Source organism: Xenorhabdus miraniensis (genome assembly GCF_002632615.1).
Genome location: NZ_NITZ01000005.1, coordinates 184,814 through 209,922 on the forward strand (window position 1 = coordinate 184,814; position 25,109 = coordinate 209,922).

Sequence of the window (25,109 nt, forward strand, 5' to 3'; positions counted from 1 at the left end):
AGAACATCTCATGGATGGGATATACCGTCAGGCTGGTCCCGGCTCAACACGTCAAGGCCTTCAGCCATCATCAAAAATATTCGCGCCCGAACCAGCATTTGTCAGTTTTTAGTAGCCCGGTCCCTTGAGCGTCTCTGAAGAAAATCAATCAGAGCACGTACCTTAGCGGAGATGTGGCGGGTATTAGGGTAAACCGCATACACGCCCTGCAAAGGGAAATGGTAATCGGGCAGTAGATGTTGTAGTTCCCCGCTTGCTAAAGCGGGCCGGACGAGCCACTCCGGTAACAGCGCAACACCACAGCCTTCCAGTATGAAACTCATCAGCGCAGAAGCACTGTCAGTTGAGAACCTGACGGGTCCAGTGATGGAAAAATCGATCTTCTGCTGTTCAGGACCCGTTACTTGCCAGCGCAGAGGGGACTGGAGACGAGTATGAATAACCCATTCCACCTGACCCAACATATTAAGCGAATCTATCGGGTTATTTTTAATCCATTTCGGCGCGGCCACTGGGATTATTGAAAAGTTGTCTATTATCGCTGCGTGATAACTGGAATCAGCCAATTTGCCAAGGCGAATGGCAACGTCGAAGTGCTCTGAAATAAGATCGGCATGATAGGAAGACGAAACGTAGCGAATACTCAGCTCCGGGTGTGCCTGCCCGAATGCCACTAAAGCGGGGATGATCATTGTAGTGCCATATTCCGGTGTACTGGTTATTCGTAACTCACCACCAAATCCTCTATGACTGAATTGCACATCATTCACAATATCTTCTGTTTCTTTTAGAAGATGAACACTACGCAGGTAAAAAGCCTCCCCCGCTTGCGTAAGTGCTAGACGTCGGGTAGTGCGTAGCAACAACGACACACCAAGCTCCTCCTCCAGTTGCCGAATGTTAAAACTAACTACTGCCTTCGTTTGTCTGAGCGTGGTGGCTGCTGATGTGAAACTCCCCGCCTCTACCACGGCCACAAACATTGCTACACGTTGTAAATTGAGCATAAATCTTCCACTTACTGTCAAATATTTTTTGACAGTGTATCAGTGCGGCAGCTCTTTATCCTTCCCATTACCGGAATTATATTATTCATTTTTAACAGGGAAGAGAGTATGAATTATCGTAGTAAAGTGGCGGTCGTTTACCTTCTTGGCTTTTTCCTCGACTTAGTAAATATATTTATCTCCAATGTTGCTTATCCCACTATAGGTAAGGAAATGCATGCTTCAGTGGCAGAGTTAGCATGGATCAGTCATGGCTACATATGTGGGCTCACGCTTATTATTCCTCTCAGTGCGTGGTTGACACAGCGTGCAGGTGCCCGGCGGGTGTTTTTACTTTCGTTAGCCTTATTTGCACTGGGAACAACGGCATCTGGATTTGCACATTCACTTGAAGAACTGGTTTTCTATCGAGTTGTGCAGGGCATTGGTGGTGGACTGTTAATACCAGTCGGTCAGGCGTTGACGTGGCAGCTTTATGCAAAATATGAGCGAGCTAAACTTTCATCTGCCATTATGTTGGTAGCACTACTAGCTCCTGCTCTATCCCCTGCCTTGGGTGGCTTGCTGGTCCAAATGCTCAACTGGCGCTGGGTGTTCTTTGCCAGTTTGCCGCTAATCCTGCTGACACTGATACTGGCTTTCATATGGTTACAGGACGGGATCACGTCTGAAAAAAATAAAGCTCTCGATTTCTCTGGTCTTGTAATCGGATGTGCTGGCCTATTTCTCATTTTACTCGGAATGACAAAAATGAGTGAGGCGGGAAGCATTGCAAAAGGCACGATACTTTTCTTATCGGGTATCATTCTGCTAGCCTTTTTCATTATTCGCAGTAGTCGGCATTCTGAGCCACTTTTCAGCTTTCATCTCCTTTCTGACCCATTAATGCGCTTCTCAATGCTGGTTTATCAGTTCGTGCCTGGCTTGTTTATGGGAGTAAGTCTGGTTGGTGTCATTTATCTGCAAACATTTCTCGGTATGTCCGCCGCTGAGACAGGAGCATTAATGATTCCCTGGTCACTGGCTTCGTTTCTAGCGATCACTGTTACAGGCAAAACATTTAACCGCTTGGGACTACGACCACTCATCATGACTGGCTGTTTGCTACAGGCGATAGGCATTTTGTTACTTTCGGTAGTGACGCACAACGGGCAAAACTACCTGCTAGTGACGGCTTTTGCACTGATGGGGATGGGGGGGAGTTTGTGTAGCAGCACCGCCCAGAGTAGTGCTTTCCTTGAGGTATCAGCCACAGCCATGCCTGAAGCAAGTGCATTGTGGAACATAAACCGTCAGCTCAGTTTCTGCTTTGGTGTAGCGCTGTTGAGCCTGCTACTCAATCTGTTTATTAGCCATCTCGCACTGCGACAGGCTTATATGTGGACATTTTATACAGCAGTAGCCGGTGCTCTTATTCCACTCCTGCTCAGCTTGAGTATTAATAACCGGAACATAAAACGTAATCTTTTATCAGCAGAAGAGAATAGATAATGAACCATTATATTAATGAAGTGTTGGAAGCTCATGTTGCCATTGAGAACTGGCTTGGCAAAGGTGAAGGAGACGTGCAGACACTCCTTGACCGGTTCAGTCAGGATTATTCAATGATCACGATAACAGGCACGATGCTTGATCATGAGTCTCTGGGCCGTTTTTTTGTTGCTAAACGTGCAAGCCGCCCGGGATTACATATTGTTGTGGATTCGCTGTGTGTCTTGGAAGAGTGGAAGAGTGGGAGAGTGGGGCTGTAATTTTATATCGTGAACAGCAGACCGAGCCCGACAAAGAGACCACAATTCGCTGGTCAACCGCTGTCTTTAACCTTCATGCAGATACACCTGTCTGGCTTCATTTGCACGAAACATTACAGCCAAACAATCCAGGCTAACAAGGTGCTTTATCATCGAAACAATTAATGGGTAATTAAAACCCCTTTCTCAAATAGAGCATTCTCACCACCGAAGTATAAAAGAATTTCTGTTGACTGTTTTAGGTGGCGTGATTGCTTACTGCCCTAAATGGAAGAAACCATCACTGAAAGTTTTCTACTCAGAAGAAGATTTCCCAGCGATGGCTTAAACTAAATTCGGGTTAACTTAGCTATTCGTCGAAATGATTTTATTTGGGATAAGCGTTATTTTGCTGAAATTTTGGGAGACGTAAGATCCCGTAGTGACAGCCCAATTCCCACTATAAAGAAGCTCCCTAGCGCTATCATGGTTATCGTAACACCATGCTGTATCAGTAAGTTGGAGGCAATAGGGAGTAAGAATAAAATTGTCAGATTATTCATACTTTCTGAAACTGCCAATATCTGGCCTCTATTCTGTGCTGCCCGATTTGCCAAAATGGAAGTGCTTATCGGAGCTGCAAGGCCAAGCGAACATCCCCATAACATCAAACAACCAAGGCTGAAAAACAGGAATAGAGGCATTAGCATAAATGCAGAAATAGTGATAAACAGTATTACTGTTGCCAGTAAAAGAATCCATTCATCCCTGACATGCAACTTTTTTACAATACTGACGGACAGATTACCTAAGCCAAGTCCAATACCAAATGCAGAAACGGATAGGCCAATTGCTCCTGTTCCCAATCCATAATGCTGCCTTAGAACCTCTCCAGCCAGAATAAAAGTAGATACTGCCGTTCCATTCCAAAGCCCTTTTGCAATGAGAGGGAGTGTTAAATTGCCTTGGTGTACCCATTGAAATGCGACGGTCTGAAGCTCCGCTTTTCGAATATTAATCAGGTCTGGAATATATTTTTTGCTTAAAATGCAGAGTAAAAGACACCCACTTGCACTTATCAGAAATGGTATCCGCCAGCCAGATAACTCCGTTAAAATACCGGCAAAAAGAGGGCCGCCTGCTATACCACCAGTCATACCTAGCATGACGATCCCCATAACTGACGCTTGTTTGTGGAGTGGAAAAATTTCCGCAATTAACGCGAAGATAGTTGGAATCAAAGCGGCTGAAGCTATGCCACCAAAGATACGTAATCCAATTGCAATCTCCAGATTGGGAGCCACCGTTAATGCCAAACCGTCAAGGGCAAGAAATAACAGGGAGGCTAATAATAGTTTACGTCGATTTATTCGATCAGATAACCAACCAAAAACCGGTGCAGCAAGTGCATAAGCAAAAACATACCCAGATACCAGCCAAACCGATTTATCTGTTGTCGTTTTAAATGCTTCAGCCAAGGGCTTGAGCATAGGAGATAACATAAATTCTGTCGCACCGATGAAAAATACAGCAAATGAAAATATAAGCAAAATAACCGGAGAAATGGCTGGTGGAATAGTCCGCGATGGCATATTCAAGCCTCCTTTAATAGAAATAGGATTCAAATATTTGACTGATGGAAATTTGACTGAAAGAGATTTCAGCAGGAATATTCAGGATTGATAAAGCGATGGTGGTACAGAGAACGACAAGATATGCAGGTGAGGGTAAAAATGATACTAAGGTTTTTTCAACATAGCAATCACGATCGAGCAGAAGGAATGATTTTTATCGTCAGGAAAAATAAGTGATAAATTAAAGAAAAATGGGACAATGGTATTTTATTGTCCCACATCTCCAATTTGCTAGATAGCTATCTACTCAGCAATAGTAGAATCAAAGTCAAGCACATTAATCGGGCCGGCATTTCTTGCTGTATCTTCACCATATGCACAGACGCGCCATGGAGCTTTAGATTTATCCAGATTTACTGGTCTCCAGAAGAAACTGTAATCTGCTTTATCGTCACAATGGGTTGTCGCTTTAGGGCCATATTTGACAAAGATACTTCCGAGTTCATATGGACGAGGTTCGGCTGTTACAGTCCAAGTACCATTCCCATAATCATTTACATGCAGAGTGGGTTTAATTGATGGTGGAGTATTATCAATTTCCCGCAACATGATTGATGCGTCTTTAGTTTTCTGCCATTGACCATCGTTATTCTGGTTAATCACACAAAGCTTGTAGATCCCATCTTTTTCTGGAAGTAGCAAGTTTTGCAGCGGATTCTGGCTAGCAAGAGCGGGGGCACCATATCCAGCTTCATCTGCACAATTTACTTCACTGATTAAGCCCGTTTTGTATCGAATATTCTTGACGTTGGCATTTTCCTTGATAACAACATCCCATTTTGCTTTCTCTCCGCTAGTAGGATCAACACTCTGAGATATCCACGGCGACCAGAAATTCGTTTTTTCCAGAACATTGCCACTGCCATTTTGGAGCTTAGACAGGTCAAGTTTACTATCTTTTGTGAGTGCATTCGCAATGCTATCTACAGGAATGAAATAGCTAATACCTTCCTGTGGAACTCCCTTATTGTTCTCAATAATACAAGGTCTATTACCCCCACAACCCGTCATCCCAGGTTCTGTCGTTGTATTAAGCACCCCAATTACGTTTGTTTGACCTTTCTCAAAAACAGGAGAACCAGAGCTTCCACCGACTACACCAGCGCAGTTAACTGAGAAAACCGGAGACCAAAACCAGGGCGAGCCACCTTCATACAATTCTGGAGACTTTCCAGTAATATTACACTCAGATTTTCTGAGATAAGCGTAATTGTAATCAACGTTATTGACAGGAATATGGGTTAACACAATAGGTTGCTGCTTCATCTCAAGATTTTTCTTCAACTTCATCGGATGATAGCCTTTTTGGGCTAATTCACCATAAGTTGCTTTCAGCTCTAATACGGCGATATCTTCGTTTTTCATCGTTGAATACAAGATACGGTTGACTTTAACCAGAGAAAGGTTGTCTTTTTTATCAATGAAGTAATCCGGAGTATATCCCCAATAATCAGGAGCCGGTTGATCAGCTATCACGTCATTTGTGCCTACATTACTGTCTACACAATGACCAGCAGTCAATATCAATGCGAGGGTATTTTTATCAGGTGCATTTTCACCAGCAATTAAAGTTGCAGTACAGTGTGCGTTGCCATTGAATTTACCAACGGTTCTGTATTTTTCAGCGCCGGGGTCAGTTGATTTCATTAATGGAGCACCATTATCATTTGGTGCCTCAAAAGGTACAGAGCTATTCAAAGCCAAAGCATTTGAAATTGCTGACAGAGAAAATAAACTGATTAATAGAGTTTTACGATAAGCCATATTTTTCCTCCTTTAGATGTTCTAATGACTTGAATCCATTATCAGATTTAATCATTACCCGATGCTACCGAAGTGATTTGTGCTAAAGCAGATACAAATGACCTAAAAAGTAAAACTCACTGCCAATCTTTGTCAGCAGTGAGTTTTTGCTATTAAAAAACATCTATTTTTATCGATCAGAAGCGCCATTTGGCATTCAGGAATACGCCGTTATCCTTATGATTGCCTGACAGAACGCCGTTATATCCCAGTGACAACTTAGTGTTTTCATTAATACCTAATTCCGTACCTGCTTTGATTACAGCGGAATCACGGGCTGCTGATACACTGTTGACAGTAAACGTTGAGTTACTATTGCTAAAGCTTAATTTAGTGTCACGATCTACGTTGCCAAACTGATGTTGCCAACCCAGTTCTCCATATACGCCCACAGTCAGTTCATTTTCAGTCTGCCATTTTTGATCTACACGTAAACCTAATGTAGAGAAGGTCGCATTTTTCGATTGTTTGCGACCATTCAGTGCCGCGGCACCGCCATGTTCATTAATGCTGTCGTTACGGAAGTTAACGTAAGACAGGTTAACGAATGGCTCCAGATTCAACCAAGATGTATTCATCCCATAAGCTGCTTCAGTAAACAGTTGACCAGTTTGGCCGTTATACTTGGCTTTCAGATTATCGGATTGTTGACCAAAGGCAATTGAACGTTCTGTATCAAAGCGATGCCAACTGTAAGCAGCACCGGCACGCAACGCTAAAGCCTCAATCTGCTTGCTACCGTATAGAGCCAGATGGAAATTGTCACTGCGTGCTGAAGTACTGTAGCCACCTTTCAGTGAAGAACGGGTATAACCAGTAGCTACACCGAGACGCCAATCATTACCCAGTTCTCTATCTGCACCCAGTAACACACCATAGTTGGATACACGATATCCATTGACTTCACTGTTACCATTCGCACGTTGCCAGTTGCCCATGATTTGCACCCAAGCGCCGTTTTTATCCGCCTTGATATCCTGTCCGATAGTTCCACCATCAGCCTGACGCAAACGGATATTCAGAGTATCGCGCAGATAGCGGCTACTATTGATTTGTGCCGCTGCGATATCAGCATGAATCTGTCCGGTAGAAAATTGTTGGAATGCCTGGCGAGCTTGGGCTGCCGTATCAGACATTAAGATGCTCTCATAAACCGGATGACCGAGATCCAGTTTATCAGCCGCATCAGCCACGGCGCGTTCGTTCGCAGTCATCCCAAAGCTGGCGAATTTGGTGGAATTACGTTTTATATCCAACATCACCCGGGCAGTTTGGTAATTCTGATCAGTCTGGTAACTCAGTTCAGTACCAACAAACAGATAGTTTGGTACTACGGAAGCAAATTTTCCATTGATACCACTGTTTGCTTGCAAGATATTGTATTGCTGACCAAGAAGGCTACGAACTTCTTGTTTTGATAGTAAATTACTGCTGTTTTCCAGTGTAACTTGTACTTCACCACCTTTCAGCGTTGCCAAACCATTGCTGATAATGCGATTGCCATTACTCTGGTTATTTGGTGCCACTTTTACCAGATAACGTGAACCATTTTGGAAGGTAATATTGCGATCAACGTTCAGCGTACCACTTGATTCTAACTCGCCTGGTGCAATATTGGCTCCGGTATTAGCCATAAGAGAACCGACAGTACCCGTTCCTCCAAGAGTCGCACCATCATACACGGTTACATCAGAAGTTATGGAACCACTGACTTGCAAATGGCCTTGTTCTACCAAAGTCGGCCCTTTGTAAGTACTATTTTTACCCGCAAGTTCGAGTGTTCCTTTGCCAATTTTCGTCAATCCACCGTGACCGGAGATATCATTGCTCCAATTGTCATAGACACATTCAATACTGTTACATATTCTTTCTACAGTCGTACCTTTTTCAACCAACTCACCGATACCCGGAATATTGGCAATAAACTGGGTTTCAGTATAAGAGCCCGGAATATAGTATTTTTTAGGAATATCATTTTCAGTAATGAACATTTTAGGGCCATCAATGGCATCTTTCAGGTTCAACATTCCCCAGCCATACATGTCATCCAAACCGGGGGCACCCAAATCGGTAGCCGTGGTTTTGAGGACATCAGAAATTTGCCCGGCAGTCATATAAGGGAAGCGTTGCATTAAGACGGCGGCGGCCCCTGCTACATGGGGTGATGCCATTGATGTACCGGTATAAGCATCATAAGTAGGATCGATCGTCAACTCACCATTTTTGAGAGCATCTTCATCGAGTTCCCCATCAACTTTAGAAATAAAATCGCCTGTACTGCTGTAAATTTTTGTCCCTGGTGCAGACAAACAATAGCTGGCAGTATATCCGCAACTCGTTGATGAGACATTAATCTCATTTTCTCTGGTCAGGTTGGCAACACTGAGGTAGTTTTTCAACGCGTCAGGGAAGAAATACGGCATACCTGCATGAAACCAGGTGACGTTATAGTTATTTGCATTTCCTGCCGCAAAAACAACCAATTTCCCATGACGTGCCGCACGCAACAGACCTGCGCTTCTGGTTGTATAATCATCGAGTTCTGGAATTGGAGAACGACTTAACCGATCCAGATCATCTTTAATGGGGGTTATATAATTAATAACATCTTGCAGAGTGACTTTATAGTAATCGATCGTACCATCTGGTCTCCGTTTAGGCCTGCCGTTCTCATCAGTATAGTAGCGAGGGCGAACACCCCAACTGTTATTAATTACACGTACATCGCTTTGGATCATGGCTTCTGTGCGGTTATAGTCATTTTGCAAATATTTCCCTGTAATTAAACCCGCATCAAATGCCACACCGTGCATTTCCTTACCGTCCCGGTTTGCTGCAATGATCCCTGAAACATGGTTACCATGGGCACCGAACTCGATATTCCCAAAGATATTTTTGTCATAGTTCCATGGGTCTTCTGGACTCAGAATCTTCAACTTACCTGCAAACTCAGGATGATTGGTAACAGCTTCATCGAGTACACCAACATTAATGCCTTTACCCGTGTAACCACGAGCATAAGCATAATGAGCACCAATAGCAGCCAATCCCCATTGATGATTAAACTCTTCAGATAGCCAACTGCTTGGTGAGTTTTTTTTACCCTGTTCCTGATATTCAGCCGCAGCCATTGAAGCACTAACAGGTAATGTTCCAATTAATAACGTCATCCACAAAAAGATCGGTCGTGCCGGATTATTTTTTTTCATAAGAGATGATCCATTTTTCAAAAAGGGGCAACTTTCAATTCGCTGTTTGGCACATCGCTCCTTGAAAAGTCCTTATTAATAAAACCGATGATTAAATTACAATAAGCAGGCAGTAGCAGACCGACCCTATATTTTTTCGACTGTCTATAGGGTAATGCCGATCATAATGTTCTTTACCTGCGAGTTGCTATAGCATAATAATTAAAGCTAAATTGCAATAAAAACATTAACTTATTTATAACCAATTAATAACAAAAAAACAAAGACCATCTAATAAAGAGTGTATTTATGTTGCTGAAAAATAATAAGTTATTTTTTGATATAGTAGAAAATGTTTAATTTGTTGTTAAAATGTAATTTTTTTGTGGTTTTGAGGTGTCTTTTTTGAGACTGTGAGAGCAGTGTCTTATTCTATTTAGTCACTTAATAATCCCGTTTGAAATCAGTAGATGATTTATGGATATTAATGAGAATGGGGAATACTCTTTTTAAAATAATTACTCTACATACTAGAGTGTTATACTTTCTGTATAAAATATTATTTTTACAAAGAGGTTATTTCAAAATTTAATATTATTTGGCATGCGCACTAATAAATAATTTAATATCTTATTCAAATATTGATTGTATATTCATATCCACACTTGTTTTATTCGGGCAGATCCGAACAATCTTTAGCATAAATAATCAAGCGCAAATGTCTTTCGGCATCAGTAATCATTGAAGTGTAGCCGAAAGTAGTTGCCTGTCCATTCACATTCAGCTCCCGCACTCCATTACAAGGTTCATAGATTTCATGTTTATGCCACATTCCATAAAAATCAGGTGAAGTTTTAAGCAATTTATTGACCAATTCTTGAATATAATTGTCTTTAGCAGCAAGGGCATAATCGCGCCTGAAGCTGGCCAGTAAACGATAAGCATCTCGTTCCCAATGACAAAACAATTCTCGATAATGTTCATTGGTGAACAATAACCACAAAAAATTCCTCTGTTCACTTCCAACCTGACTAAAACAAAAACACTCATCTGCTGGTTGATTAAAGGCTAAAACATCCCAATGCAAATTCAATACATAAGTTAGATGAGGAGATAAGTCATTCATAAGCCGTTTGACAAGTGGGGAAACCACACACAACGTTTGTCCGGTTTCTATAGGTTCACGCATATGTGCGAGTAAATACAGATGCCTACGCTCAGCCGTATTCAATTTCAATATCTTAGCCAGATTATCCAAAAAAGAGGCTGATACCCCGATTTCCCGACCTTGCTCCAACCATGTATACCAAGTGACACCGACACCAGCCAGAGCTGCTATTTCTTCACGCCTTAATCCCGGGGTACGACGACGCCCTATATGGGGTAATCCAACGGATTCAGGGCTGATACTTTCTCTTTTGGTACGTAAAAAGTTAGCTAATTCGGTGCGACTTCTTTTCAATTTCGTCATAATTTTCAATCCATTACTATTAGTAATAGTATAACCTGTTAAATTGTAACAGGATAATAAGATCATTAAAATCCGCTTATCTCAAACATTGCGGGGAATTACATATGTCTAAAAGAGATTACTTAGCCCTGTCAGTGCTGTTATCAGCCGGATTTATGACTATCTTTGATCTTTTCGTTGTCAATATTGCCATCGCCAATATCCAATCACAATTACAGGCAACGTTATTTCAGGTTACGCTGGTTATTGTGGCCTATGAAATTGGTTTTGGGTTGTTATTGATTACAGGAGGGCGCTTGGGTGATCTATTCGGCCGGCGACGATTATTTCAATTAGGCACATTAGCTTTTACTCTAACATCATTACTTTGTGGTCTTGCACCCACAGCGATTTTTCTGATTTTTGCGCGATTTTTGCAAGGTTTATCAGCAGCGTTGTTATTCCCACAGGTTTACTCCAGTATTCGTATCAGTTTTGACGGGGATAATAGCCGTCGAGCGTTTGGCTTATTGGGAATGACGTTGGGTTTTGCCGCTATTGCTGGGCAAACTTTAGGTGGTTGGATGATCGCTGCCAATTTATGGGATTTACAATGGCGTTCTATTTTTTTGGTTAATGTTCCCGTCGGTTTATTGGCCTTAGGCTTCTCAGGCTATATCAACGAAAGTCTTGCGCGGGAAAAACCAGGGTTAGATTTAATTGGGGTGGCACTTTCCAGCATTGGTATTTTTGCCTTACTGCTGCCACTTTTGATTGGGCCAACTTTGAACTGGCCAATATGGAGCTGGGCGTTACTCTTTTTAGCTTGTTTGTTTCTACTACAATTTTTACGTCATGAAAAACATTACGTTGCCCAAGGGAAAACGCCGCTTTTCAATTTTGACTTATTGAAAAATAAACAGTTTAGTTTAGGTTGTTTATTGGTTTTATTCGTTTATTCTACTTCCAGCTCATTTTTTCTTATTTTTGCATTATTTTTACAAAACGGTTTAGGTTTCAATCCCTTTGATGCGGGGCTGATTTTCGCGCCAGCCAGCATAGGCTTTGTTTTATCTTCACTTAATGCACCTTATTGGGTTAAGCGCTTTGGTAGTAAAGCCATAGTTATCGGTGCATTGCTCTATGCAATCTCTTTCGTTGCTCTCATTACTGCCATTACAATGTTATCCCCGACAACGTTACCTCCAACAGCTTTCTCAATAGCAACACCATTATTTGTGATTGTGCCAATTTTGATGCTGCTTGGTTATGGCCAAGGTTTTGTTATGACACCATTGCTCAATGTTGTTCTGGCTTTTGTCAATGTACGATTTGCTGGTATGGCATCAGGAATAATTGCTACTTTACAACAGGTTGGAGCGGCTTTTGGTGTTGCCGTGGTCAGTATACTAATTCAGTGGCATTTTAATAATGTGGATATTCTCACTTTTATCACATACCAAAATGCCTTTGTTCATAGTATGTTTTACAATATTGCCGCCGCTTTTATTGCATTTTACTTGTTGAAAATATTACATCGAAAATAGATGTGCATTATGGAGATATTGAAACGTGATCAGATCATTTACAGAAGCAGATATGGATGCAGTTTTGTCCATTTGGTTAGAAGCTTCAATGAAAGCTCACGATTTTGTAGCGGCTGAATTTTGGCAATCCCAAGTAGAAAACATGAGAAATATTTATATCCCAGCGTCAGAAGTACACGTCTATGTACAGGATTCTAACGTTATTGCCTTTTATGCACTTCACGGTAATGAATTGGCGGCTATTTTTGTATCGCCAGATAAGCAGGGGCAGGGAATTGGCAAGACGTTAATTGATGATGCTAAAAAACGAAGAGATGAACTTACGTTATCGGTCTATCAGCAAAACCAAGCCAGTTGCAACTTCTATTTGTCGAAAGGGTTTTATATTGTCAGCGAAGAAATAGATGAAAATACAGGATGCCAAGAATATTTTATGCGTTTAAAGAGGTAAATAAAAAAACATATACCATTAACAAATTACGAGTTAATTTTGTAATTTGAAAGATAACGAATATAGAGGGGATAACAATTAATGAACAAAACTGTTACTGATATCGCCACACTAGAACAAATTTACGGAAAACCTGCGGCTGCTTCTGTTTTTAAAGAAGTGAACTATATTCACCCTGTATATCGTCCTTTTATTGAAGCCTCACCTTTTGTCACATTAGCAACGGTTGGCCCAGAGGGAATGGATGTATCTCCCCGTGGCGATCAAGCCGGATTTATTCACATTGAAGATGAAAAAACGCTGCTATTACCCGATAGAAGAGGCAATAACCGTATTGATAGTTTACGTAATATTCTGCACGATAATCATGTCGCATTATTGTTCCTTATTCCGGGAATCGGTGAAACATTACGTGTCAATGGCAGGGCGGAAATTGTTATTGATCCGGAGATGTTAGAACGTTTTTCCTATCGTAATATACTGCCTTGTTCTGTATTACGTATCACTGTAGATGCCATCTTTTTCCAGTGTGCCAGAGCAATTTTACGCTCTGGTTTATGGGATGTTTCTACCCAACTTGAACGTAGCGCTTTACCCAGTGCCGGCAATATTCTCAAAGAAATCAGCAAAGGTGACTTTGATGGCGCTGATTATGATGAGAAATTACCACAGAGGCTTAAAGATACTTTGTACTAACTGGAATGCACCAACTCCGAAATGCTGGTACTTTGATCTAATTGGGTTTTGTTTAATCAATTTATGTTTTGTTATTAAACAAAAATGCCAAAAATACGGTATACTGTATTTTTATACAGTAATGATTGTGATTAGTACTTTATTCGGCAAAATTAATGCCTCTATTCTCGGCTCAAACATCTGAGCCGAGGTTTATTCAGCAAGAAAGAATATCGTTTATCTACATACCATACTGATAATTTTTACTTTCTTCGCCTATATCTTTACGCACTTGCTTAAGCGCCTTAGCGTAAGATTTAAGTAGCTTCAGAGTATAATTAGCACGACTTTCAAAAGCGGCATCGCTGCAAGTCAGATCGTTTGAAATCAAATTCTCACCCTGACGGAAAATCAAATGATCAGGCAGGAAACACACATGGTTATTTTTAAAACCGGTCATACGTAATTCACAGAGGGGATAAACGCCATTAACTCCACCTGATACACTGGCCAATAATGCTGGCTTATGACCCAATTCAGCCAGCGAACAATGTAATAAAAAATTTTTCAATGCCGGAGTGGCCATTCCATGCCATTCTGGAGTAACAAAGATGAATGCCTCGCTATCCCTTAAATGCCGTGCAATTGCTTGCCAGGGGTGAGATTCAGCCGATATATCCGTCGTAAAACCATCGTGTAATGGTAATTCTACATTGGAGAGATCAAGGTTCTGTATCTCGGTAAAGCCATGTTCACTACTTAATTTCTGCAAATAACGGGCCACACGTTGACTGCGGGAGTCCGGACGTTGACTGCCTGAAATTATAGTCAGTTTCATTTATTTTCCTGTTGTTTTTTGTTTACTTCTTAAGTAATAGGGTATTGGTTTTTTCTATCTGACTCCGGGGAATCGAAAGCCAGACAGAAATAATGATGGTGTATGCTCCAAGCATTTGTGGCAAGGAAAATGTTTGTTTTAGAAACAAATAGCCCAAAGAACAGGCGGACAATGCACTTAGGAACCCCAAGAAAGAGATGGTTACGACAGGTAATTTTTCAATTCCTCGAAACCAAACGATATAAGAGAAAACAGCACCGATCAGGCACAAGTAACTGTAGCCGAGCAGGTTTGTTATAGTGAGGTTTTGTGGTAAGCCTTCTATAAAAACAGCGATGGGTAATAATATCAACCCTCCAAACGTTAATTGCCAGCCAGTGAAACTGAGTAACGATAAGTTGGTGGGGCGATTCCAATATTTAGTCAATACAACCCCTAACGCCATGCAGCCACATCCTGCAAAGCCCGCAGTCACTCCTTGCCAATTTAGGCTGATGGTGGAGTTCAATACTAATAAGCTGATCCCAATAACGCCTAATATTGCAGAAATAATGTGTTTTATTGTCAGGGAAGTTTTTAACAAATAAGCACTTAACAGGATCACAATAATGGGTTGGCAGGCCATGATTAGTGCTGCCGTTCCACCGGGGAGATATTCAGCCGCAACAAAGAGAAAATAGAAAAAAGCACCGATATTGAGTAACCCCAGTACTGCGATACGTAACCACCAGATTCCCTTAGGGAAGGTACGGCAAATCAGCAGCAATAAGATACCGGCTGGTAACGCCCTGACGGTAGAAGCCAATAAAGGCATATTGGGGGGTAGTACTTCCGTTGTGATGATGTAGGTACTTCCCCAAATAATGGGTGCCAATGCAGTCAGCAAAATATTCCGAACGGCTCTAATGTCTAACATGTCTAACATAGGAATTTCCTTCTTCTCCGCTTACCAACACGAACTTATCATCAATAAAAGTATCTTTACATAAAGATAAATTAAAATAATAGCCTAAACGATTTTTATCAAGTATCTTTTTGTTGAAAAAAATAAACAGGATAAAAAGCATGAAATATGATCACGTTGACCGATTACTGATACAGTGGGAACAGCAGCGCCCAGACCTTGATTCATCATCAATGGGCGTCATTGGAAGACTATGTCGCGTAAACAAAATCATTGAGCAACGCTTGCAACATGCTTTCAAAGAACACGGCCTTAGTGCTATTGAATTTGATATCCTTGCGACTCTCCGTCGTAATAACATGCCAATGACACCAACAGAAATGTATCAATCCGTTATGCTCACTTCTGGAGCAATGAGTACCCGCATTGAACATATGGTGCAGAGAGGATTGATTGTGCGTATTGCCAATGAAGAAGATCGGCGTAGTTGCAAGATTTTCCTGACTCCGGAAGGAAAGGCATTGATAGATAAGGCGGTGGAAAGCCATTTAGAGAATCAAAAAAACATTCTTGAATCATTGACAGAAACTCAACAAGAGCAGCTTGCGACGTTATTACGCGATTGGTTGTTGGCTAATGAATCTGCTAATTGATGCTTTCTGGCAGGCTGAAAAAGTAGCTTTATTGAAAGGTATAATTTTTTTCACAAAAAGAAATATCTTTCGTTAAAGCCATTCCGGAAGAAGTTTGCCCTGACTGATGTCAGGGCAAACTAAGGTTAGTTTAAGAGAAAATATTAGAATTTAACGTTAACTCTTGCCCAATAAGTCCGTCCCGGATCGTTGACTTGCGTATTACCTGAATAACCAAAACCGCTATTTCCCGCTAAGTTAAGGTGTTCGCTATAAGTTTTATTGAAAATGTTGTCAACACCAGCGCTGACCTGAATATTTTTAGTCACTTTATAGGCCGCATTGGCAGACAAAATAGCAAACCCTTTACTGCTATTAAAATCTTTGCCTACAACGTTACCTTCATTGATGGCGACCCTGTGCTGGCTGTTAACCAAACGCAGCAAACTACTGCTAGTCCAATCCCCATGTTCCCAAGTCAGACCGAATCGTGCTTCCAAAGGTGGAGTTTGTGGCAGAGGACGGTGATTTGTCGTATTTTGTGCCCAGGAATACGCTAAACTTGCATCCGTTTTCCAATGGTCGTCCAACTGATAAGCAACTCCCATTTCTCCACCCATAATAGTGGCATCGATATTATGGGCTTGGTTATTACGATTCTTCTCGCCATAACGGAACAAGATAAAGTCATTCACTTTACCCACATAAGCCGATACCCAGCCTTTCAGGTATTGATCGTTATATTGCGCACCGATATCCAATTGGGTTGTTTTTTCGGCCTTGATATTAGTGAAAGCATCTTCTCCGGCTTTGCCAGAAAACAACTCCCAGTAATCAGGGAAACGTTCGGTATAACCAACGCCAGCATAAAACATTACGGGAATATCTTTCAGATTATGCTCAAACCGAATAAATCCAGCGGGAAGGGTATCTTTGCGTTCTTGTTGAGCCTTATAATTATATGCTGCAACACGATCTAAACGTGCTCCGCCAATAACCTTACTTTGTTCAGTCGCATCCCACGTTAATTCACTGAAAACGCCATAATCGCTGAAACGCGCGTTTTTACGCCAGCCGATTCTTTCTTCTTTTTTCATAGCGCGATCGGTATTAGTCCGATGCGTGTTCGTTTGCATATCTACGCCGCTTTGCAATTTGAAATCTTCCCAAATCCAGGTTCCTATCATGCGGCCGCCCATCGTAAGGCGATCTGGCTCTGAAGCCATTTTATGTTCTGAATGGCGCAGGGAATAAGTATCCATCACATGGTCGGTGTAGTTGTAATAAAAATTAGTTTCGAATTTGTCAAATACTTCACCAATATTGTATTTTTCAAAACGTACCCCAAAACTTTTACGCTTAAATTGGGAACCATCCATCATACGGGTGGCATAGCGCGCTTCGCCATCACCTTGTCCCGCATTTAATTCCAGCAAGGTATTTTCATCTGGCGTCCAACCTAATGCGACATCGGTATTCCATTTATCCCAACGAGAAGGTACGCGATGACCATCACCGTCTTTATAATCATTAGAGCGGGATTTATTACCAATCATACGGATATAACCCAGTTCATTCCCTAAACTGAGGTCGGCATTACCATCCCAACGCCCATTGGAACCGACAACGGTACTGACATTACCTTGGGCACCAAATTGTTCAAATTGAGGGCGGGTACGTTCAAAACGAATAGTGCCCGCAGAATTACCCGGTCCCCAAAGTACAGTTTGTGGGCCTTTCACTAAACTGAGAACATCATAGTTTTCCGGTGAAATATAAGAACTTGGTGCATCCATACGTCCGCCACAGGAGCCAAGAATTTCTCCGTCATCAATCAGCATTCGTAAACGAGAACCAAACATGCCACGGAATACAGGATCGCCGTTAGTGCCGCCATTACGGATCTGAGAAAAACCGGGAATGGTTTTCAGGTAATCAGAACCATCACTGGCAGGGACTGGCTGACGCGGCGTTTTGAGTGAAGTCGCCACTTCAAGCGGGGAAATAGCCGGAGCCGTTACGATGATGACAGACTCTCTATCATTAACATCGTGTGTTTCTTTTGTCTCTTTGGCGTAATTTTCGCTGGCAGCCATGCCACTGGTTGGTAGGGCGAGGGCAATAGCCAAAGCGGTTGTCAGAGGTGATATACTGAACAATTGTGTAGTGGACATAAAAAAATATTCCTTAATTAGTCACAAATTTTGTTTTTGAAATTTGTTTAAAGCAGCACCTAATTGCCTTACAAACAAAACAAGGCAAGAAAAATAAAATGTTTCATTTCAATTAAGTGGACTAATTAAGGGGTGGGGCGCGGGGTTGTGATTCTCCGTAGAATAACCGGATGATTGGTCCAGTGAAGTGTGGTGCTGGTGGCGCACGGGATACGGTTAGCGTCAGCAGGATGAAAGGAATAAAACCGCCTGCCAATAATGGCAGGTTAATCAGAAGCTGACAGTAACCACAAGCGATATCATCCATCAACCCCATATGGATATGATCAGCACCATGATGATTCATGGAGTGTGATGAAGGCGCTGTTTGATGATAATTGCTGTTTTGCATGTCAGACATAGACATGCTGTGATTCATTTCGCTTTTTATATCATCACGATGGTGCTCCAGCGTTTTTGATACCACTGGCGCGATGAACAGCATCAAAATCGCCAATAAGGCGATAAAGGCAGGTGTTCGGCGTTGTGATAGATGAAAAAGCGATAACAAGCTAATGATCCAGAGCAATATCCACGATTGGGCGCCAATATTACTGCATTTTTGATTGAGTTGTTAAAATATTTTTTGGATTATTATGTTAGTGCGAGTTGCTTCCATTAATCCAAGTTCCATTGCACCACATGTCTGATTTTTGGCCTGTTAGCATAGCTGTTTGCGCTCAAAAATCCATCAAAACGAGTATTGCAAAAACGGGGTGACCATAGGTTTTATGCTCTCCCTATAGAGAAGAAAGCAGGGGGGTTAACTTTTTAATTCATCTAAAAACAAACCAAGGATTGCATTAGTTCGTTTGCCCTTACGCGTCACTATTGAAATTTTAGAGTCGTAATAAATTTGTTCTGGCGCCAATGCCTTCATTAAACCTTTTTCCACCCAAAAATGGGCGTAATGTTCAGGAAGAAAACCAACAAACTTACCAGTTAAGATTAAAAACGCGATACCTTCACGATCAGACGCCGTCGCCGCGCTGTTCAGCAACTTATGATGATTCATCGCTTCTGTACTTATTCGATAGCTGGGAATAACTGCATCCAATTGATTTAATTTGCTATAATCAAAATTATCTGCGTTCGAAAACATAATATTTTTGTTACTACAATAAAGATGAGATCGTTCATCATAAAGTGGTGAATAATTCAATCCTGACAACGGCATAATCAGCGGTAGGGCGCCAACCTGCAATCTTCCATCCAACACACCACATTCAATTTCTGTTGGTGTGCTCATACTAATATTAATCTGGATGTTGGCACTGGTTGTACGCAGGCATCCCAGTGCGTTAGTAATTTGCATCATCGGTTGTGTCACTAAGTTATTAATAATGCCAATGTTAAATTCCCCGCGTAACTGTTTATGTATTTGATTCACATGCTGGCGGAATTCTTCAATGGATGCCATCATCGTTTCACTGGCCCGCAGAATTTCTTGGCCCTCATCCGTTAAAGAGAATCCGGCACGACCTCGCTGACATAATCGCATGCCTAAGCGTTTTTCCAAGTCACCCATATGTAAGCTAATTGCTGATCGTGTAATTCCGAGTAAACTTTCGGCTGCGGAAAAACTGCCACACTCTGCGACAATCTTGAAGACACGCAATAACTTCAAATCAAAATCAGTCACTTGCCTAAGCGTTGTTGGTTTCATTTACGTAAGTAAACTCATAACTAATGATTCGATAAATGAGATTTAACTTGAATGTAGTTTCATTGCAAACTCTTTGTTACAACTTTGCGCGAGGAGTTAAAAAATGTCAGATAACAATTATTTTCAAACACTGAACCTTAAAGCTCATTGGATGCCACTCAGTGCTAATCGTCATTTTCAACAAGATCCACGTTTAATTGTCTCAGCAGAGGGAAACTGGTTGGTCGATGATCAAGGCCGACGCATCTATGACAGCTTATCAGGATTGTGGACATGTGGAGCGGGTCATTCACGCACTGAAATCCGTCAGGCTGTTGCTGAACAATTGGGTACGTTGGATTATTCTCCCGGTTTCCAATATGGTCATCCTTTGTCATTTAAGCTGGCAGATAAAATTGCTGGTCTTATGCCCAGTGATTTAAATCATGTCTTTTTTACCAGTTCAGGCTCAGAAACTGCCGATACCGCAGTAAAAATAGCGCGTGCTTATTGGCGCATCAAAGGGCAATCTTCCAAAACTAAACTGATTGGAAGGGCGCGAGGCTATCATGGTGTAAATATCGCGGGTACCAGCCTTGGTGGTATTGGTGGCAACCGCAAGATGTTTGGTCAGTTTATGGATGTAGACCATCTACCGCATACATTACAACCCAATATGGCCTTTACCAAAGGCATGCCATCGGCTGGTGGCCCTGAACTGGCCGATGAATTGCTAAAATTGATTGAATTACATGATGCCAGTAATATTGCCGCCGTTATCGTCGAACCGATTGCCGGAGCTGCCGGAGCGATTATTCCGCCACAAGGTTACTTACAACGTCTGCGGGAAATCTGTACTCAACACGATATCCTGTTAATTTTTGATGAAGTGATTACCGGCTTCGGGCGTTTGGGAAGTTGGAGTGGTTCCGAATATTTTGGTGTAACGCCGGATATTCTCAATTTCGCAAAACAAGTTTCCAACGGTGCCATTCCCTTGGGTGGTGTGGTTGTATCCAGCAAGATCTACGATACCTTTATGTCACAGTCTCTACCCAGCCATATGATTGAGTTCAGCCACGGTTATACCTATTCGGCCCATCCCGTTGCTTGTGCAGCAGGTTTGGCATCGTTGGAACTGTTGGAAAAAGAGAACTTATTGCAACAAGCTGCCGAATTGGCCCCACATTTCGAAAAAGCATTACATGAGCTTAAACACTGCCCAAATGTCGTAGACATTCGTAACTGTGGGCTGGTGGGCGCAATTCAAATTGCTCCACGAGAGGGTGATGTGGTTATCCGGCCTTTTGAGGCAGGTATTGCTTTATGGAAAGCAGGCTTTTATGTGCGCTTTAGCGGTGACACATTACAGTTTGGCCCAATGTTCAATGCCAAAATGGACGATATTCATCGTCTATTCAATGCCGTGGGTGATGTCTTGCACCAAATTAAATAAAGGAAGTTAAGTAGTATGAAAACAATTACACATTTAATTAATGGTGAAATGACCATAGCAGGTGGCAGAACCTCGGCAATATTTAACCCTTCGACGGGAGATGTAATACGCCAAGTTGAGATGGCAGGTTCAGCGACAGTACAACAAGCCATTATTGCAGCCAAAGCTGCATTTCCCGTCTGGCGTGATACACCACCAGCAAAACGTGCCCAAGTTTTATTTCGTTTTAAACAACTGCTTGAACAACACGAAGAACAAATAATAGCGTTGATCAGTGAAGAACACGGTAAAACGCTGGAAGATTCGGCCGGAGAATTGAAAAGAGGGATTGAAAATGTGGATTTTGCCACAGCAGCACCTGAGTTGCTGAAAGGCGAATTCACTCGCAATGTCGGGCCAGAAATTGACTCATGGAGTGATTTTCAGGCAATGGGTGTTGTGGCCGGCATCACGCCTTTTAATTTTCCCGCCATGGTTCCTTTATGGATGTATCCGCTGGCAATTGCCTGTGGTAATACTTTCATTCTTAAACCTTCTGAGCGCGCTCCCAGTTCAACATTATTCATTGCAGAGCTATTCCAACAGGCAGGGCTGCCCAAGGGGGTATTGAATGTTGTGAATGGTGATAAAGAAGCAGTCGATTGTTTGATCGAATCCCCTGATGTAAAAGCATTGAGCTTTGTGGGTTCAACACCGATAGCAGAATATATTTACCGTGAAGGAACGCGACGTGGCAAACGTGTTCAGGCATTGGGCGGGGCAAAAAATCATGCGGTCCTAATGCCGGATGCTGATTTAAATAACGCTGCCAGTGCATTAATGGGAGCGGCTTATGGTTCATGTGGCGAACGTTGTATGGCCATTTCTGTGGCAGTATGTGTGGGTGATCAAACCGCTGATGCCTTAATTGAGAAATTGATTCCACAAATTCAAACTCTCAAAATTGGCGCGGGCACAGAACGTGGTATGGATATGGGTCCATTAGTGACTAAAACCCATTTGGAAAAAGTGTCAAATTACGTCACAGAGGGTATTAATGCAGGGGCTAAGTTGATTGTTGACGGCAGAAACCTGTCTGTCGCAGGGCATGAAAAGGGCTTCTTTATTGGTGGTTGCCTGTTTGATTACGTAACACCCGATATGCGCATTTATCAGGAAGAAATTTTCGGGCCAGTTCTGTGTATCGTTCGCGTCCCCAGTTTAGAGGCTGCGATAGCACTGATTAATGCTCATGAATATGGCAATGGAACTTGTGTCTTTACGAATGATGGTGAAGTTGCACGATTGTTTGCCAATGAAATTGAAGTAGGTATGGTGGGTATCAACGTTCCTCTGCCTGTTCCTGTCTCTTATCACAGTTTTGGTGGTTGGAAACGCTCATTGTTCGGTGACTTGTACGCCTATGGCCCGGATGGTGTACGTTTTTATACACGCCGTAAAACGATCACTCAGCGTTGGATCAAACGTGAAAATCATGAAGCAGCTCAATTCGCTTTCCCAAGCAATCATTAATCTCTATTAACCCATTCAAATGGGCGGCTGTTTTACCGCCCATATTTCCGACTCTTGCATTCATCAACCTTATAATATGGAGCTGTGTCATATAGTTGACATAAAACCATGGTGGAAAATCGTGTCATTGTGTTAGTAAAGACGTTCACGTATAAGCTTAACGAAACATCTAAAAGATAATATGAAAACCGACAAGATCACAGAACTGCTTGAAAGCAAATACCCAAAAGCCGGGCGTTGGGTATTTGGTGATTCTCCCGCTATGCACAATGAACTAGCCGAATTAGTTGCCAACGGTATAAAAACAGCAACAACTTGCCCTTTCAGTTTGTATGAATCAGATGATGGCAAAATTACTGTAGGTAATCACTACACTGTCTTTGACAGCAAAGAAAACCCGGTTTGCGTCGCCAGAGTCACTGCAATGCACTTGATGCAATTCTCCGAAATGACCGCAGATTTGGCCTGGAAAGAAGGAGAAGGGGACAGAAGTTTGCTTTACTGGCAATCAGAGCATCAACGTTTCTTTGAGAAAATAGGTGTTTTCTCACCCGATATGGAAATTGTTGTTATCGAATTTAAGGTTGTTGAGAAACTTTAATCAGACTCTCGACATTTCTGACAGAACAGAAATTAAAGCCGCATTATCGCGGCCTTACAACAAAATGCTCACTGAATGAAACTCTTCAAGTAATCTATATTTTGAAAAATTATTTGGAAACATATTATTATATTGTCATGCCATTAAATATTTAAACCTGATAATTTTCATTGTGTTAAATATTTTCAATATATAATTTGTTATTGCATCAAGAACAACTATACTTAATAAAGAAGACCAAGCGAGATATATAAGTCAATAAACATAATTAATAACATTTTCATTCGAATTTAAATCAAGAAAATCATTAAAGAAATATCATTACTTTTTATTATTCAATTTTTAACAAATAAACTTGGGGAAATAAAATGAAAATATCAAAAAACTTAAAAACATCACCTAATCAATTAGGTGGAGGCCAGCTTCCTTCTGGTTATGATATTATTACTTTCACTATGCATGATGGTGATTGGGTGAAATCAATTAAACTTCCAGCTATAGCAAAAGATGATGCATTTGTTATCATTAATTCTGATGCTACATATTCCTCAGAAGTAGATCACTCTAATATGCTTTTTTCTAGCACCACTGTTATATTTAAAAATGATCAATATATTTTTAAATACATCGCTGCCTATAAAGGATGGGTAGTATATTCAGCTCCTCAGAGAGAACAAAAGCCTAAAGATATTAATTCTCAAATGGTTCACCCAACTTCACAAACCACTATTGTTAATTTTTATGACGAAAACCGTATTAAAAAAATTAGACTGCCTGAAACTGCGGGCGATCGCGATAAAGTTATTTTAAAATCATCAGCATCTTGTATGACTATTATTGATGACTCTAATGTTAACATGCCGGGTGCAATGATCTTACAATCTGGTCAGCAATATGATTTTTTCTATATAGCTGAAAATGCAAAATGGCAACTAATGCACTCCCCTGATATTGTTTATGAAGCTAAAGATCTCAGTAATGGCGTTGTTCCTGCTCTGACAACACCAAAAACAATAATTAACACTTCTGATGAAAACTATCAAGATAAGTTTTATTTCCCTGATAACCAAACACCAGGCTCCAGGATTATTATTAATAGCAATTATACTTTTGATACTGAAATTCAAGCAAGCGGGGGAAGTTATACTATATCAAAAGGAGAACTTGTTTCATTTAAGGTTAACGCTGATCAAACATGGAATAGAGAGACAATAACAATTGATTTATTGTTACTTTATAGTGATAAAGCAGCTATACGCTTAGGCGAGGAAAAAGTAAAAAATCTTTTAATTGAAAGCCTAAATACGACAAATGAAGCGCTGGAAAATTCAGGGGCTAGCTTTCGTTTACGAAAAAAAGATATACGACAAGTTAAGGCTAAAGATAATTGGATAGATCTTACATGGCCACTGATGGAATTACCAAAAGATCCAATTGTGCAAGGTTGGTGGAAAGAATTAAGAGTAGATGGCATTTACTATGAAGGTACAGAAGGCGGCGCGTGCGGATTTACGAGTCCTGAGCTTTATAGGATAATTACTGTAGGCTTGGTTGATTGTGGCACCACAGTAATGCGTCATGAAATAGGGCACGGTCTGAATGTGGTAGATGGTGATGCTAGTAATTCTTATAATAAAGGTAATACGTTGCTAATGACTATTATGGCAGGCAACGAAATTCCTTATTATTCTACACCGCACCGTTATACACCAGAATATGGCATTCCTTTGGGTATTGTTGATAAAGTTGATGCAGTTCGAGCAATGAACGAAGCTGCCAAAAATATAGTAGCTCATCGCTAACCGATTTGTGATTTCAAAGAA

General features: G+C 41.4%; 19 protein-coding genes and 2 pseudogenes. 11 read left to right on the forward strand and 10 right to left on the reverse strand.

The annotated features are described in order from the left end of the window. Nucleotides 1-101 precede the first annotated feature (101 nt). Complete coding sequence (locus Xmir_RS07135) at nt 102-1,007, reverse strand: LysR family transcriptional regulator (protein ID WP_099113707.1); 906 nt, start codon at nt 1,005-1,007, stop codon at nt 102-104. A 108-nt stretch (nt 1,008-1,115) separates the two neighbouring features. Between Xmir_RS07135 and Xmir_RS07140 the strand changes: the two genes are divergently transcribed. From Xmir_RS07140 to Xmir_RS07150, 3 genes and pseudogenes are all read left to right on the forward strand, one after another. Next, entirely contained in the window at nt 1,116-2,498 is a 1,383-nt protein-coding gene (locus Xmir_RS07140; protein ID WP_099113708.1) for an MFS transporter, read from the forward strand. Beyond that, nucleotides 2,498-2,895: pseudogene (locus tag Xmir_RS07145) on the forward strand (DUF4440 domain-containing protein). The gene Xmir_RS07140 and the pseudogene Xmir_RS07145 overlap by 1 nt, the downstream one beginning before the upstream one ends. Next, nucleotides 2,892-3,086: pseudogene (locus Xmir_RS07150) on the forward strand (IS982 family transposase); the annotation flags it as partial. The pseudogenes Xmir_RS07145 and Xmir_RS07150, both read left to right, overlap by 4 nt. Nucleotides 3,087-3,141: 55 nt before the next feature. Here the strand turns inward: Xmir_RS07150 and Xmir_RS07155 are convergent. The 4 genes from Xmir_RS07155 to Xmir_RS07170 all read right to left on the reverse strand — a co-directional run bounded on the left by Xmir_RS07155 (nt 3,142) and on the right by Xmir_RS07170 (nt 10,833). After that, nucleotides 3,142-4,362, reverse strand: coding sequence for an MFS transporter (locus Xmir_RS07155; protein WP_244170880.1), 1,221 nt, complete (start codon nt 4,360-4,362; stop codon nt 3,142-3,144). Nucleotides 4,363-4,614: 252 nt separating this feature from the next. Then, nucleotides 4,615-6,135 carry a trypsin-like serine peptidase gene (locus tag Xmir_RS07160; RefSeq protein WP_099113710.1) on the reverse strand — a complete coding sequence of 507 codons (1,521 nt, stop codon included), beginning with the start codon at nt 6,133-6,135 and terminating at the stop codon, nt 4,615-4,617. Between the two features lie 176 nt (nt 6,136-6,311). Next, nucleotides 6,312-9,383 carry an autotransporter domain-containing protein gene (locus Xmir_RS07165; RefSeq protein WP_099113711.1) on the reverse strand — a complete coding sequence of 1,024 codons (3,072 nt, stop codon included), beginning with the start codon at nt 9,381-9,383 and terminating at the stop codon, nt 6,312-6,314. Between the two features lie 649 nt (nt 9,384-10,032). Beyond that, on the reverse strand, nt 10,033-10,833 hold the full coding sequence (locus tag Xmir_RS07170) for a helix-turn-helix transcriptional regulator (protein WP_099113752.1): 801 nt from the start codon (nt 10,831-10,833) through the stop codon (nt 10,033-10,035). A 104-nt stretch (nt 10,834-10,937) separates the two neighbouring features. On the opposite strand from Xmir_RS07170, the gene Xmir_RS07175 reads away from it, so the two are divergent. The 3 genes from Xmir_RS07175 to Xmir_RS07185 all read left to right on the forward strand — a co-directional run bounded on the left by Xmir_RS07175 (nt 10,938) and on the right by Xmir_RS07185 (nt 13,506). Next, on the forward strand, nt 10,938-12,359 hold the full coding sequence (locus Xmir_RS07175; protein ID WP_099113712.1) for an MFS transporter: 1,422 nt from the start codon (nt 10,938-10,940) through the stop codon (nt 12,357-12,359). A gap of 25 nt (nt 12,360-12,384) precedes the next feature. Continuing rightward, nucleotides 12,385-12,810: a GNAT family N-acetyltransferase gene (locus tag Xmir_RS07180; RefSeq protein ID WP_208620398.1), complete on the forward strand. Its 426-nt coding sequence runs from the start codon at nt 12,385-12,387 to the stop codon at nt 12,808-12,810. 81 nt (nt 12,811-12,891) lie between these two features. After that, a complete protein-coding gene (locus Xmir_RS07185) occupies nt 12,892-13,506 on the forward strand; it encodes a pyridoxamine 5'-phosphate oxidase family protein (protein WP_099113713.1) in 615 nt (204 codons plus the stop codon). Nucleotides 13,507-13,726: 220 nt separating this feature from the next. Here Xmir_RS07185 and Xmir_RS07190 read toward each other — a convergent pair whose 3' ends face one another. Beyond that, nucleotides 13,727-14,323 (reverse strand): NADPH-dependent FMN reductase, encoded by a 597-nt coding sequence (locus Xmir_RS07190; RefSeq protein WP_099113714.1) that lies wholly within the window; start codon nt 14,321-14,323, stop codon nt 13,727-13,729. A 22-nt stretch (nt 14,324-14,345) separates the two neighbouring features. Then, nucleotides 14,346-15,248, reverse strand: a complete 903-nt coding sequence (locus Xmir_RS07195; protein ID WP_244170881.1) for an EamA family transporter — start codon at nt 15,246-15,248, stop codon at nt 14,346-14,348. A 140-nt stretch (nt 15,249-15,388) separates the two neighbouring features. On the opposite strand from Xmir_RS07195, the gene Xmir_RS07200 reads away from it, so the two are divergent. Beyond that, nucleotides 15,389-15,880, forward strand: a complete 492-nt coding sequence (locus tag Xmir_RS07200) for a MarR family winged helix-turn-helix transcriptional regulator (protein ID WP_099113715.1) — start codon at nt 15,389-15,391, stop codon at nt 15,878-15,880. Nucleotides 15,881-16,023: 143 nt separating this feature from the next. Here the strand turns inward: Xmir_RS07200 and Xmir_RS07205 are convergent, their stop codons facing one another. From Xmir_RS07205 to Xmir_RS07215, 3 genes are all read right to left on the reverse strand, one after another. After that, on the reverse strand, nt 16,024-18,033 hold the full coding sequence (locus Xmir_RS07205) for a TonB-dependent copper receptor (protein WP_099113716.1): 2,010 nt from the start codon (nt 18,031-18,033) through the stop codon (nt 16,024-16,026). A 121-nt stretch (nt 18,034-18,154) separates the two neighbouring features. Further along, the gene (locus Xmir_RS07210; protein ID WP_244170882.1) at nt 18,155-18,583 is read right to left on the reverse strand and encodes a DUF2946 domain-containing protein; all 429 of its coding nucleotides are present in this window, start codon (nt 18,581-18,583) and stop codon (nt 18,155-18,157) included. Nucleotides 18,584-18,835: 252 nt separating this feature from the next. Beyond that, nucleotides 18,836-19,738, reverse strand: coding sequence for a LysR family transcriptional regulator (locus tag Xmir_RS07215; RefSeq protein ID WP_099113718.1), 903 nt, complete (start codon nt 19,736-19,738; stop codon nt 18,836-18,838). Between the two features lie 103 nt (nt 19,739-19,841). On the opposite strand from Xmir_RS07215, the gene aptA reads away from it, so the two are divergent. From aptA to Xmir_RS07235, 4 genes are all read left to right on the forward strand, one after another. Next, a complete protein-coding gene (gene aptA, locus Xmir_RS07220; RefSeq protein ID WP_099113719.1) occupies nt 19,842-21,173 on the forward strand; it encodes an omega-aminotransferase AptA in 1,332 nt (443 codons plus the stop codon). 15 nt (nt 21,174-21,188) lie between these two features. Next, the gene (locus tag Xmir_RS07225) at nt 21,189-22,685 is read left to right on the forward strand and encodes a CoA-acylating methylmalonate-semialdehyde dehydrogenase (protein ID WP_099113720.1); all 1,497 of its coding nucleotides are present in this window, start codon (nt 21,189-21,191) and stop codon (nt 22,683-22,685) included. Nucleotides 22,686-22,866: 181 nt separating this feature from the next. Beyond that, complete coding sequence (locus Xmir_RS07230) at nt 22,867-23,286, forward strand: ASCH domain-containing protein (protein ID WP_099113721.1); 420 nt, start codon at nt 22,867-22,869, stop codon at nt 23,284-23,286. A 368-nt stretch (nt 23,287-23,654) separates the two neighbouring features. Then, nucleotides 23,655-25,088, forward strand: coding sequence for a hypothetical protein (locus Xmir_RS07235; protein ID WP_099113722.1), 1,434 nt, complete (start codon nt 23,655-23,657; stop codon nt 25,086-25,088). The last annotated feature ends 21 nt before the right edge of the window (nt 25,089-25,109 follow it).